This window comes from Streptomyces sp. SID14436 (assembly GCF_010548465.1).
In the GTDB taxonomy this organism is placed as follows: domain Bacteria; phylum Actinomycetota; class Actinomycetes; order Streptomycetales; family Streptomycetaceae; genus Streptomyces.
This window is the reverse complement of record NZ_JAAGMD010000744.1, coordinates 1-12318: the sequence shown is the minus strand read 5'-3', so window position 1 is coordinate 12318 and position 12318 is coordinate 1. Positions and strand designations below refer to the sequence as shown.

Genomic DNA, 12318 nt, shown 5'->3' with positions numbered 1-12318 from the left:
GGCCGGGGCGTGCTCGGGCGTGGCGGCGGGCGCCGGCAGGGCGCGGGCCGCCGGTTCCTGCGCCGCCGGCGCCTCGGGCGACTCGGGCGTCCCGGCCGGCACGTCGGGCCCGTCGGGTCCGTCGGGTCCGTCGGGTCCGTCCGGTGTCTCCGGGTTCTCCGTGTCGAGCAGCCGCACCGCGTGACGGCCGAGCTGCGCGACGAGGGCGCTCGGCAGCCAGGGGTCGCGGGAGCGGCCGCCGGTGACGGTGTCCTCGGCGCCGGTGCGGTCCAGGATCTGGCGGAGCGTGGGCCGCGCGGCCGGGTCCTTCTTCAGGCAGTCGCGGACCAGGTCGGCGATGCCCTCGGGCACGCCGTCGAGGTCGGGTTCCTCCTGGGCGATGCGGAACATCAGGGCGTGCACGCCGCTGTTGGCGGTGCCGAAGGGCAGCTCGCCGGTGGCGGCGTAGGCGAGGACCGCGCCGAGGCAGAAGATGTCGCAGGCGGGGGTGATGCGGTCGCCGCGCACCTGTTCGGGCGCCATGAAGCCGGGCGAGCCGACGAGCGCGCCGGTGCGAGTGAGCCCGCCGTCGGTCACGGTCTCCAGGGCGCGGGCGATGCCGAAGTCGATGACCCGCGGCCCGTCGATGGTGACGAGGATGTTGGACGGCTTGAGGTCGCGGTGGACGATGCCGGCGGCGTGGATGTCCTGGAGCGCGTGCGCGAGGCCGGCGCCGAGGATGCGGACCGACCGCTCGGGCAGGGCCCCGTGGTGGTGGCCGACGACCTGCTGGAGGCTGGGCCCGGCGACATAGCCGGTGGCGACCCACGGCACCGGCGCCTCGGTGTCGGCGTCGAGCACCGGAGCGGTCCACGCGCCGCCGACCTGCCGGGCCGCCTGCACCTCCTGCCGGAAGCGCGCCCGGAACTCCTCCTGCCGGGCCAGCTCCTCGTGCACCAGCTTCACGGCGACGGTGCGCCCCCGGTCGGAGCGGGCCAGGTAGACGAACCCCATGCCGCCCGCGCCGAGCCGCGCGAGCAGCCGGTACGCGCCGATGTGCGGCGGATCCCCGGGACCGAGCTTCTCCATCGTTGCGCCGCCTTCCCCCCAGTGAGCAACATCATGAGGATAGTGCGGGGCCCGTGCGGACGGCCGGGGACGACGTCTACGGTTCCGTAACAGGCGCGGGGCCGGTGACCGGCGGGGCGGTCTCGGGCGGGCCGAGCCGGTCGAGGACCTCGGACAGGCGTCCGAGCAGCCGGACCGTCCGCTCCAGGTCCTCCTCCCCGAACGCCTGCGCGAGCCGGTCGGCGAAGGCCGCGTGCCCGGGGCCGATCCGGGCGACGGCGGCGCGTCCGGCAGCGGTGGGGGCGAGCAGCTTCGCGCGGCGGTGGGCGGGGTTGGTCCGGTACTCGGCGAGCCCCTGGTCGACCAGCAGGTCGGCGATGCGCTGCACGCTCTGGCGGGTGATGCCCATGGCGCGGGCGATCCCGGAGACGGTCAGCGGCTCGGTGAGGACCGCGCCCAGCACCTGCCAGCGGGCGGCGGTGAGCCCGGCGGGCCGGGCCAGTTCCTCGGCGACGGCGAGGAACTGGCCGTTGAGCCGGAACACGCCGAGCGCGCTGCCGCTGAGCAGTTCCTGCCGGGCCCGGCTCACCGGGACAGCGCCTTCTCGTACGCGGCGTAGGCGGCCGGATCGGAGTCGTGGAACAGCCGGAACCAGGGGTCGCTGACGGTCTCGTCGTAGGCGCCGAGCAGGCGGAAGACCTCGCGGGCGAAGGCGACGGGCTCGGTCGGGCCGGCGGTGACGAGGAGGCCGTCGGTGACGGCGTCGGCCTCGGTGTACCGGCCGCCGCCCCGGTAGCCGGTGGCGGCCAGGTAGTGGGGGGAGCCGCTGGTGTGGGCGCGGTCGTCGAGCAGGCCCTCGCGGGCGAGTCCGGCGGTGGCGCCGCAGATCGCGGCGACGGGCACGCCCGCGTCGAGGAAGGCGCGTGCGGCGCGGGCGAAGGGGGCGAGTGTGTCGCCGGTGTCCCACAGGGACGCCCCGGTGAGGAGCAGCAGGGCGCTGTCCTCGGGGCGGAGGGCGTCGAGCGGGAGGTCGGGCAGGACCCGCAGCCCGCCCATGCTGGTGACGGGCCCGTCGGCGGGGGCGACGGTGCGGATCTCGTACCCGGCGAGGGCGAGGTGGGCGGTGGTGTGGCCGGGTTCCCAGTCGGCGTAGGTGTCGTAGACGGCGAGGTGGACGGGCTTGCGGGTCATGACCGCTCCCTGGGGGTCTCGACGGGCGGGAGGGCCGCCGGGCGGCGGCCGGGGGCTGTGACGCCCCGCCTCGCATGACAGCAATCTGTCATGTCGACAGTATGCTGTCAATAGTCCTGAAGGGCGGGACGTTCGACAACCTGTCGTGGAAAGCCCGCGACCGCAGACAGGGCGCCGATGTCGCGGGGCACCCCGGGCGGCCTACCCTCGGCGGCATGACCGCTCAGCCGAACCCCGAGGCCGGCGCCGCAGTGAAGGCCGCCGACCGTGCCCATGTGTTCCACTCCTGGTCCGCGCAGGAGCTCATCGACCCGCTCGCCGTCGCCGGGGCGCAGGGGTCGTACTTCTGGGACTACGACGGCCGGCGCTATCTCGACTTCGCCAGCGCGCTCGTCTACACGAACATCGGCTACCAGCACCCCAAGGTCGTCACCGCGATCCAGGAGCAGGCCGGACGGATGACGACGTTCGCGCCCGCGTTCGCCGTCGAGGCGCGCTCGGAGGCGGCCCGGCTGATCGCCGAGCGGACCCCCGGCGACCTGGACAAGATCTTCTTCACCAACGGCGGCGCCGACGCCGTCGAGCACGCCATACGCATGGCCCGGCTGCACACCGGCCGCCCCAAGGTGCTGTCCGCGTACCGCTCGTACCACGGCGGCACCCAGCAGGCCGTGAACCTCACCGGTGACCCGCGCCGCTGGGCCTCCGACAGCGGGACGGCCGGCGTCGTGCACTTCTGGGCGCCCTTCCTGTACCGCTCGCGCTTCTACGCCGAGACCGAGGAGCAGGAGTGCGCGCGGGCGCTGGAGCACCTGGAGACGACGATCGCCTTCGAGGGGCCGTCGACGATCGCCGCGATCATCCTGGAGACGATCCCGGGCACCGCGGGCATCATGATGCCGCCGGCCGGCTACCTCGCGGGCGTGCGGGAGCTGTGCGACAAGTACGGCATCGTCTTCGTGCTGGACGAGGTGATGGCCGGGTTCGGGCGGACCGGCGAGTGGTTCGCGGCCGACCTGTACGACGTCGTGCCGGACCTGCTGACCTTCGCCAAGGGCGTGAACTCGGGATACGTGCCGCTGGGCGGGGTCGCCATCTCCGGGGCGATCGCCGACACCTTCGGCAAGCGGCCCTACCCGGGCGGACTGACGTACTCCGGGCACCCGCTGGCCTGCGCGGCGGCCGTCGCGACGATCCGCGTGATGGCGGAGGAGGGCGTCGTGGAGAACGCGGCCCGGCTCGGCTCGGACGTCCTGGAACCCGCGCTGCGCGAGCTGGCGGAACGGCACCCCAGCGTGGGCGACGTCCGCGGGACCGGCATGTTCTGGGCGCTCGAGCTGGTCCGCGACCGGGAGACCCGCGAGCCGCTGGTCCCCTACAACGCGGCCGGTGAGGCCAACGCCCCGATGGCCGCGTTCGCCGCCGCCGCCAAGGAGGGCGGGGTGTGGCCCTTCGTGAACATGAACCGCACGCACGTGGTGCCGCCGTGCACCGTCACCGAGGCGGAACTCAAGGAGGGCCTGGCGGTGCTGGACTCCGCCCTGTCGGTGGCCGACGAGTACGTGGCCACCTGACCCCTCCGGGGCCGGACAGCAGGCCGGTGCGGGCGGGTGTCCCGATCCCCTCCGCACCGGCCGCGGTCGAACGTTCCTGCCGCACTCGAACGCGTAAGGTGTCGTGCCCGTAGGACACCATGTGCGTGCACGGCACGCGCCACGCGACGAGGGAGCCCCCCGGACCATGCCCGGCAGCAGCGGCAACGCCGCGGTGACCCGCAGCACCCTGCGGCAGCAGATCGCCGACGCGCTCCGCGACGAGGTGCTGGCCGGACGGCTCCAGCCGGGACGGGAGTTCACCGTCAAGGAGATCGCCGAGCAGTACGGGGTGTCCGCGACGCCGGTGCGGGAGGCGCTGGTCGATCTGTCCGCGCAGGGCCTGCTCGACGCCGACCACCACCGCGGTTTCCGGGTGCACGCGTTCACCGCCCCCGACTTCCGCGGCATGATCGAGGCCCGCAGCCTGGTCATCGACGGCATGTTCCACTCCCTGGCCCACGGCCACCGGGCCCGGTTCCGGCCCGACGAACCCCGCGTGGCCGCCGCGCTCGCCGGGGTCCGGCGGCGCGGCGAGGAGGCCCGGCGCGCCGCGCTCGCCGGGGACCTCGCCATCCTGATCGGCTACGACCTGCGCTTCTGGCGCGAGTTGACGGCCGTGTTCGGCAACCCCTACCTGACCGAATTCCTGCACCGGCTGCGCGTCCAGACCTGGGTGGGCATCGTGCAGCACCTGCGGAACCTGCCCGACCTGCGGGGACGCCTGTGGTCCCGGCACACCGAACTGGTCGACGCCCTGTCGCAGCGCGACACCGACACCGCCCGCGCGATCATCGCCTCGTACAACGCCCACTCGCTCGCCCTCATCGAGCGTCTGGCGGACGGGTGAGCGGTTGCGGGGGCCGCGGCCCGCGTCGTCGGGGCTCGCCTGGGTATGGGACGTGCACGAGGAAATGGCCTCCTCGCACCGCGCCGATACCCTTCCATGACCGCTGTGTCCGCGGTGACCACCGCGAGCGCGGCCACCGTGACCGACGTGACCGCCGTGCTATATGCGAGGAGCCCTCTTTGGCCTGTGACCTGTGGCTGGTACCGCTCGTCGACGTCTTGTGCCACACGCCCGACAATCCGTTCGCCGAGGAACTCGCGCAGTACAACAGGGTGCTCGCGGACGGCGGGCTGCCGCCGGTGCCGGTGTACCAGTACATGCCGGGGCTGTCCGGCGAGGTCGCCCCGGTCGCGGGATTCGACTACGACGCGCTGCACTTCCTGCGCCGCGCCCACCTGCTCCACGTGTGCGGGCTCCCCGTCACCCCGGTGGGCGAACTGGGCGGCGACTACGAGCAGTTGCTGGAGATGTTCGAGGCGACGGCCCAGCAGTCCCACCTGGTCTGGCACTACGACCACGCGGGCGCCTACGTGCCCGTCGACTTCCCGCACCCCCTGTCCAGCGACGAACTCCTCGCGGGCGGCGGCCCCCTGGGCTCCTCGCACGCCCTGCTGCGGGAACTGGAGGCCGTGGCCCCCGCCCTCGGCATCGATCCGGCCAACCCGCCGGCGGCCCCCGAGCCGCCGCAGGGCCCGACGGAGCTGGAGGAGCCGGCCGTCCCCGCCCCCTACGATCCCAGCCCCTTCGCCCGCGAACGCCACGTCTGGCTGGGCCTGCACGCGGCGGCGACCCGGAGCCTGGCCCAGGGGTCGATGATCGTCTTCAGCTGAGATGATCGTCTTCAGCTGAGGCGTCCCGGCGGCCCGCCCCGGGGCGCGCTCCCCGGCCGGCCGGTCCCGGCTCCCGCGCGCCGCCGGGTACGGGTCAGACGTGGGCCACGGCCGCCCGCGGAGCGCGCTCCCGGGCCGCAAGGACCGTGTGGCGCACCAGGTTGAGGACCGAGACGGCGGTGCCGCCGCCCGGCAGCCGCTCCTCGCGGATCAGGCCCCGCAGCAGCAGGCCGTGCAGCGCGCGGACCACCTCCTGGGGAGGGCGCCCGAGGAAGCGCTGCACCTCCTCCGTGGCCGACGGCTGCCGCCGCAGGGCCAGCGCGGTCAGCACGCCGGACTGCGCCGGGCGCAGCCCTCCGACGGCACCGCGGATCAGCGCGCCCAGGTCGGCCTCCCCCTCGGACTCCCCGGCGAAGACCGGTTCGAGCAGCGGCAGGGGGTTGTCCCGTGCCTTGTCCAGCAGCTGCTCGGGCGAGTACATCGGCAGCCAGCCCGCCGCGAGGTGCAGGGCGAGCGGGATGCCGTCCAGGAGCCCGCACAGCCCGGTCACCGCTTCCGTCACGGCCGCCGTCTGCTGCATCGCCGGGCGCGTGTAGGCGGCGTGCGCCAGCATCAGCCGGACCGCGGGCGACGCCGCCCCCTGGCCCGGCTCCGCGCCCGTGCCGGCCAGCGGCAGCGGCGCGAGCGGCACGGCCCGCACGCCGAGGACGGGCAGCGGGGTCCGCATGGTGACGAGCACCTGGAGGTTGGTGCAGCAGGCGAGCAGGTGCAGCAGCCGTCCGCCGTCGGCGACGGGACCGTCGTAGCCGTCGACCACCAGGAGGGTGCGGCGGTCACCGATCAGCCCGGCCAGCTCGTCCAGCGGGCCGTCACCGCGGAGACGGTCCAGCATCCACGACGTCAGCAGGCTCCGCCCGTGGCCGGCCGCCGGCGCGCTGCCGCCCCCGGCCGCCCGCGCGGGGAGCCAGATGACCCGGCCGCCTCCTTTGGCGGCGTGGCGGTGCGCCACCGCCAGGGCGAGCAGGCTCTTGCCCGCCCCGGGCAGTCCGACGAGGGACAGGATGCGTTCCCGGCCCGCGAGGAGGGCGCCGGCCACCACGTCGAGCTCCCGCTCCCTGCCGACCAGGGGGTGCATCGCCGACGGCGGCGAGGCCGCGTCCTCCTCGTACATCTGCCGCAGGGTGGTGTCCACGGAGACGTGACCGGACGCCTGGTCGAGCAGGACCCGGTGGGAGCCCGTCAGGCCGAGGGCCTCGGCCAGCAGGCGGGTCGTCTCCCTGCGCGGGCGGCTGGCCCGTCCCAGCTCCAGGTCCCGGATGGCCCGGACGCTGACGCCGGACGCCGCGGCGAGCTGCTCCTGGGTGAGACCGGAGCGTTTGCGGGCCAGTTGGAGCGCCCTGCCGTACCCCGTGGGCCCGGCGGCCTCGGGATGCGTGCGCCGCGCCTGTGGCCGGTCCGGTTCCACTCCGCCGAGGCGCACCGTCATGCGGCGCCGCCGGCTGCCGCATGGGACGGCCCGGCCGGCGAGCCCTCGGCACCCGGCCCGTTCCAGCCGATGTCCCCGAGCCGCACGGCCGGCCGCTTGGCGTCCCAGCCGATGTCCGCGGGGAGCGCGTCCCGCTTCGGGGCGTCCCAGCCGATGTCGCCGGGCCGGTGGCCGCTCCCCGCGCTGTTCCAGCCGATGTCCCCGAGCCGCACGGCCGGCCGCTTGGCGTCCCAGCCGATGTCGGCGTGGTGCGCGTCCCGCTTCGGGGCGTCCCAGCCGATGTCGCCGGGCCGGTGGCCGCTCCCCGCGCTGTTCCAGCCGATGTCCCCGAGCCGCACGGCCGGCCGCTTGGCGTCCCAGCCGATGTCGGCGTGGTGCGCGTCCCGCTTCGGGGCGTCCCAGCCGATGTCGCCGGGCCGGTGGCCGCTCCCCGCGCTGTTCCAGCCGATGTCGCCGGGCCGGTGACCGCTCCCCGCGCTGTTCCAGCCGATGTCGCCGGGCCAGTGACCGCTCCCCGCGCTGTTCCAGCCGATGTCCTTCGCCCACACGCTCGCGTGCTGCCCGCTGCCGTCCGTGCCGAGCGATCCGCCGACGCCCGCGAGCAGGGCTCCGGACCCCGCCAGGAGCGCACCGGCCATCGTGGCCGCGATCATGGTCCGTCGTACGGGGCGCACCGTCCCACCCGTGGTGCGTGTGCCCCTGTCAGCAGCCTGAACCATCATGCGAATCACAGTTTCCCCCTGAGCACGCGGCAATGTTTTGTCCTCTGGAGGCTAGGTTTCGGTCAACTAGGATCACCACGGTGCGGAGGGGGCAGATTCCTGCACCGCAAAGATCTGAGGGAGACATATGGGGGCAGATCGACAGGAACCACCGCCGGAACTGTCGGAGGCGGCGCTCGTCGTCTACGAGAGGGCCCTGCGGGAGCACGCCATCGCCCATGACCCGGACGTACCGGAGCTGACCACTCTGGTCCGGTTCGGGCTGCTGGAGCCGGCTCCCGGCGACCCGTCGGTCCTGCGGCCGGTGGACCCGCGGCTGGCGGAGGCCCGGCTCGCCTCGCAGTGGCGTACGGAAGCCTGGCAGCTGGAGCTTCAGGCCGCGGAGGTCGAGCACCGTCTCGCACCGGCCCTGCGGCTGTTCATGACGGAGGCCCAGCCCGAGAGCGCCGTGCCCGCCGTCGAGTACGTGCACGGCATGAGCGAGATCCGCGCCTTCATCGACCGCGTCACCGGCGAGGCGACGGAGGAGATCCTCACCGCGCAGCCCGGCGGCGGCCGTCCGGCCACCGTGCTCCAGGCCGTGCTGCCGCTCACGCTGGAACGGCTGAACCGCGGGGTGGCCATGCGCACCCTGTACCAGCACCCGGCCCGCTTCAACGCGCCCACCCGGGCCTACGTCGAGGCCGTGACGGAGAGCGGCGGCGAGGTCCGCACGCTCGACGAGTTCTTCGAACGGCTCATCGTCATCGACCGGTCGGTGGCCATCCTGGCGACGGGTGAGGACCGCACGTCGGCCGTGGTCATCCACGACGAGGCGCTGGTGCGCTTCCTCACGGACGTCTTCGACCGCAACTGGCAGCGCGCGACGCCCTTCACGCCCGCGCGCACCGGGCACGCGCCCGCCGAGGTCATGCCCGACATCCACAACATGATCAAGCGGCTGCTGGTCGAGGGGCTGACCGATGCGGCCATCGCCCGGCGGATCGGCATCAGCGAGCGCACGTACCACACCCATCTGGCCCGCATCCGGGAGAGCATGGGCGCGCAGAGCCGCCTCCAGCTGGGCTACCTGCTCGCCAAGGAGGAGGCGGGCAAAGGGGAGCCGGAGCCCCCGGAGCAGGCCGGCTGAACCCCGGACCCGCCCCGGCGGAGGACACCACCCCGGTTCAGCGTCCCTCGCACGCCGCCCGGACGGCGGCCAGCACCTCGTCGAGCCGGTCGTGCAGGTAGAAGTGCCCGCCGGGGAAGAGCCGCATCGCGTACCCGGCCGTCGTCAGGTCGCGCCACGCCGCGAGCCCGGCGGCCGGGGCACCGCGGTCGGCGGCGCCGCCCAGCGCGGTGACGGGGACCCGCAGCGGCTCCCGCGGGGTGAACCGGTAGCCGTCGCACACGCGGTAGTCGGCGCGGAAGACGGGCAGCAGGAGCTGCATCATCTCCGCCGAGCGCAGCACGTCCCGGGGCGTGCCGCCCAGCGCGCGGATCCGCTCGACCAGTTCGTCGTCCCCGAGGCTGTCGGCCGCGGGCCGTCCCCGCCCGGCGGCCAGCGGAGGCGCGGTCATCCCCGAGACGACGAGGTGCGCGGGCGGGTTGCCGGCCGAGGACATGCGGTGGGCCACCTCGTAGGCGAGCAGGGCGCCCATGCTGTGCCCGAACAGCGCCCAGTGCCGGTCCCCGCGCTCGGCGAGGGCGGCACAGAGGCCGTCCGCGATGCCGTCCGCCGTGGTGAGCGGCTCCTCGCCGAACCGGCCCTCGCGGCCGGGGAGCTGGACGGGCACCACGTCGATGCGGTCGCCCAGGCGGCCCGCCCAGGAACGGTAGGCGGACGCTCCGGCGCCCGCGTGCGGCAGGCAGTAGAGCCGCAGCCGGAACGGGTCGGCCGGGCCGCTCCGCGCCGGGAACCACGCACTGCCGGCCGCGGGCCGGGCCGCGTCGGGGGTCGCTCGGTCGGCAGACCAGGTCGTCGTGATCACGGTGTGTTCGCTCCTCAGATCCGGCCGGAGGGGTGGGGTCGGCGGACGGCGTCCGGAGCCGGGCCCTGCCGGTCTCCGGGTTCCGTCAGGGCCGTGGCGGGCGCCGATGGTGCGGATGCCGATGCTGCGGGCGCCGACGCTGCGGGTGCCGATGGTGCGGGGTCCGCTGCCGACGGGGCCGCCGCAACGGGCTCCGGACCGGACGCCGGCGGAGCCGGGGCGTCGGCGGCGACCTGGGACAGCAGGGCCTCCGCCTCCTCGTCGGACAGGTGCTCGATCTCGGCCAGCAGCGCCTCGACCCCCGAAGCGCGGTCACCGTCCTGCCCGCCCGAGGGGACGAGGGCGGCGATCTCGGCGGCCAGGGCCTCCACGACCGGCGTCTCGAACAGGGTGCGCAGCGGCAGCTGGACGTCGAAGTCGGAGCGGATGCGGGCGATCAACTGCGTCGCCAGCAGGGAGTGGCCGCCCAGGTCGAAGAAGTCGTCGTCCAGACCGACCCGTTCCACCCCGAGCACCTCGGCGAAGAGGTCGGCCAGCAGACGCTCGTCGAGAGTGCGGGGCGCCCGGTAGACGGTGCGCTCGGCCTGGAGACCGGGCTCGGGCAGCGCGGCCCGGTCCACCTTGCCGTTCGCCGTCAGCGGCATCGCGTCCAGGCACACCACCGCCGACGGCACCATCGCCTCCGGCAACGTCCGCGCCAGCTCCTGACGGATCCGCTCCGCGCCGTCCGTCCCGGTCACGTAACCGACCAGGCGCAGCTGCCCCACTCCGTCGACCCGGGACACGACCACGGCGTCGGTGACCTCGGGCAGGGCACGCAGGGCGTTCTCGACCTCGCCGAGCTCGATGCGCTGACCCCGGATCTTCACCTGGTGGTCCCGCCGGCCCAGGAACTCCAGCTCCCCGCCCGGCAGATACCGCACCACATCACCGGTGCGGTACAGCCGCGCACCCGGCACCGCACCGAACGGATCCGGCACGAACGCCGTGGCCGTCTTCACCGGGTCGTCCAGATAGCCGCGGCCGACACCCACACCGCCGACGAACAACTCGCCCCGCACACCGACCGGAACGGGACGCATCGCCTCGTCCAGCACATACAGGCGCGTGTTGCGGACCGCCGAGCCGATCGGGACGCGGTCGACCTCCGCGGTGAGCGTGGCGTGGGTGACGTCGTCCGAGCACTCGGTGGGGCCGTAGGCGTTGACGATCTCGATCCCCGGATAGCGGGCGAACCAGCGCGCGCACAGGTCCGGCGGCAGCGCCTCACCGGTCACCACCAGCTTGCGCAGATCCGCCAGCCCCGGTGCTGAGCCGGCCACCGTGTCCCAGGCGTCCAGCGCCGCCCGCAGCAGGGACGGCACCACCTCCAGCACCGTGACCGCATCCCGTTCGGCCCGCACGAACAGACCCGTCGCATCGAGGGCGGTCTCGTCGCCGTAGACGGCGGTGCGGCCGCCCACGACGAGTGCGGCCATCATCTGCCACACCGAGATGTCGAACGTCAGCGCCGCGTTCTGCACCACCACATCCGCGCCGGTGAGCGCCAGGTCGTCCACCTTCGCCAGCAGGTGGTTGTTCATCCCCGCCCGGTGCACCATCGCCCCCTTCGGCAGACCCGTCGAACCCGAGGTGAACAGCACATACGCCAGATCGTCACCCGCACCGCGCAGGGGAACCAGCTCGTCCGGTGCATCCCCCGACCGCGGGCAGACCAGGACCTGCGGTCCGCTGTCAGCGGTGTCGGCAAGGACCCGGGCGGCATCGGCGAGGGCGGGCGGGGCGACGATCCAGCGTGCGCCGCACGCCGAGGTCATGTGCGCGTTGCGGGCGGCGGGGGCACGGAGGTCGAGGGGGACGTAGACGCCTCCGGCGCCCAGGACGCCGAGCAGGGTGACCACGGCGTCGATGCCCCGCTCACCGTGATAGACCACCCGGTCGTCCAGCCCGACACCCGCCGCGAGCAGCTCGCCGGACAGGCGGCTCGCCCGCCCCGCCAACTCGGCGTAGGTGACCGCGCCTTCGTCATCGGTGACGGCCACCGTGTCCGGACGGGACACGGCCAGTTCGCGCACCCGGCCCACCAGGCACGTCAGTTCATCGGTGCGGTCGGTCGCGTTCCAGGTGTGGAGCAGCAGTTCACGCTCCGCCTCCGACACCTCGGTCAGCTCACGCACCGGCCGCGCCGGGTCGTCGGCCGCCGCACGGCACGCCCGCAGCACGTCGTCCAGCACCGCCCGCGCCGTCGCCTCGAAGAACAGATCGGTGCTGTACTCCAGGGCCAGCGACAGCCCGCCGTCCTCGGCCTCCTCGGCGACCAGCATCAGGTCGAACTTCGCCGTGGTCTCCTCGAGAGCCAGCTGTTCCAGCCGCACCCCGCTCGGACCGCTCACCGCGTGCGGTGCGTTCTGGAAGGCCAGCATGACCTGGAAAAGGGGGTTGCGGGAGCGGTCGCGGTCGGGGACCAACTCCTGCACCAGCCGCTCGAACGGCACGTCCTGGTGGGACAGCGCCTCCACCGCCGTACCGCCCACCCGTGCCACGAGGTCCAGGAAGGACTCCTCACCGGAGATCCGCGTGCGCAGCGGCAGTGTGTTGACGAAGAAGCCGATCAATTCCTCCGTCTCCAC

11 protein-coding genes are annotated in these 12318 nt (G+C 74.2%); 4 read left to right on the top strand and 7 right to left on the bottom strand.

Features of this window, described 5'->3' with window-relative positions; genetic code table 11:
- The 3 genes from G3I53_RS27100 to G3I53_RS27090 form a co-directional block, all read right to left on the bottom strand.
- The coding region (locus G3I53_RS27100; protein ID WP_164438868.1) for a serine/threonine-protein kinase at positions 1-1068 on the bottom strand (1068 nt) is incomplete at its 3' end.
- 76 nt (positions 1069-1144) lie between these two features.
- Positions 1145-1636: a MarR family winged helix-turn-helix transcriptional regulator gene (locus tag G3I53_RS27095; protein ID WP_164333393.1), complete on the bottom strand. Its 492-nt coding sequence runs from the start codon at positions 1634-1636 to the stop codon at positions 1145-1147.
- On the bottom strand, positions 1633-2238 hold the full coding sequence (locus tag G3I53_RS27090; RefSeq protein ID WP_164333392.1) for a DJ-1/PfpI family protein: 606 nt from the start codon (positions 2236-2238) through the stop codon (positions 1633-1635). Before G3I53_RS27090 ends, G3I53_RS27095 begins: the two co-directional genes overlap by 4 nt.
- 215 nt (positions 2239-2453) lie before the next feature.
- Here G3I53_RS27090 and G3I53_RS27085 point away from each other — a divergent pair, with 215 nt between their 5' ends.
- From G3I53_RS27085 to G3I53_RS27075, 3 genes are all read left to right on the top strand, one after another.
- Positions 2454-3812 carry an aspartate aminotransferase family protein gene (locus G3I53_RS27085; protein ID WP_164333391.1) on the top strand — a complete coding sequence of 453 codons (1359 nt, stop codon included), beginning with the start codon at positions 2454-2456 and terminating at the stop codon, positions 3810-3812.
- Between the two features lie 166 nt (positions 3813-3978).
- Positions 3979-4680 (top strand): GntR family transcriptional regulator, encoded by a 702-nt coding sequence (locus G3I53_RS27080; RefSeq protein WP_164333390.1) that lies wholly within the window; start codon positions 3979-3981, stop codon positions 4678-4680.
- Positions 4681-4859: 179 nt separating this feature from the next.
- Entirely contained in the window at positions 4860-5510 is a 651-nt protein-coding gene (locus G3I53_RS27075; protein WP_164333389.1) for a hypothetical protein, read from the top strand.
- Between the two features lie 94 nt (positions 5511-5604).
- Here G3I53_RS27075 and G3I53_RS27070 read toward each other — a convergent pair whose 3' ends face one another.
- Together G3I53_RS27070 and G3I53_RS27065 are read right to left on the bottom strand one after the other, a co-directional pair.
- The gene (locus G3I53_RS27070) at positions 5605-6996 is read right to left on the bottom strand and encodes a helix-turn-helix domain-containing protein (RefSeq protein WP_164438867.1); all 1392 of its coding nucleotides are present in this window, start codon (positions 6994-6996) and stop codon (positions 5605-5607) included.
- On the bottom strand, positions 6993-7649 hold the full coding sequence (locus tag G3I53_RS27065) for a hypothetical protein (protein WP_164438866.1): 657 nt from the start codon (positions 7647-7649) through the stop codon (positions 6993-6995). Before G3I53_RS27065 ends, G3I53_RS27070 begins: the two co-directional genes overlap by 4 nt.
- A 196-nt stretch (positions 7650-7845) precedes the next feature.
- Between G3I53_RS27065 and G3I53_RS27060 the strand changes: the two genes are divergently transcribed.
- On the top strand, positions 7846-8847 hold the full coding sequence (locus tag G3I53_RS27060; protein ID WP_164336258.1) for a LuxR C-terminal-related transcriptional regulator: 1002 nt from the start codon (positions 7846-7848) through the stop codon (positions 8845-8847).
- A 37-nt stretch (positions 8848-8884) separates the two neighbouring features.
- Here G3I53_RS27060 and G3I53_RS27055 read toward each other — a convergent pair whose 3' ends face one another.
- On the bottom strand, positions 8885-9688 hold the full coding sequence (locus tag G3I53_RS27055; protein WP_164438865.1) for an alpha/beta fold hydrolase: 804 nt from the start codon (positions 9686-9688) through the stop codon (positions 8885-8887).
- A 14-nt stretch (positions 9689-9702) separates the two neighbouring features.
- The coding region (locus G3I53_RS27050; RefSeq protein ID WP_164438864.1) for a non-ribosomal peptide synthetase at positions 9703-12318 on the bottom strand (2616 nt) is incomplete at its 5' end.

Coding starts and splice junctions, on each gene's coding strand:
- G3I53_RS27065 (WP_164438866.1), bottom strand. CDS start 7,649: ATGATCGCGGCCACGATGGCCGGTGCGCTCCTGGCGGGGTCCGGAGCC.
- G3I53_RS27070 (WP_164438867.1), bottom strand. CDS start 6,996: ATGACGGTGCGCCTCGGCGGAGTGGAACCGGACCGGCCACAGGCGCGG.
- G3I53_RS27080 (WP_164333390.1), top strand. CDS start 3,979: ATGCCCGGCAGCAGCGGCAACGCCGCGGTGACCCGCAGCACCCTGCGG.
- G3I53_RS27060 (WP_164336258.1), top strand. CDS start 7,846: ATGGGGGCAGATCGACAGGAACCACCGCCGGAACTGTCGGAGGCGGCG.
- G3I53_RS27090 (WP_164333392.1), bottom strand. CDS start 2,238: ATGACCCGCAAGCCCGTCCACCTCGCCGTCTACGACACCTACGCCGAC.
- G3I53_RS27085 (WP_164333391.1), top strand. CDS start 2,454: ATGACCGCTCAGCCGAACCCCGAGGCCGGCGCCGCAGTGAAGGCCGCC.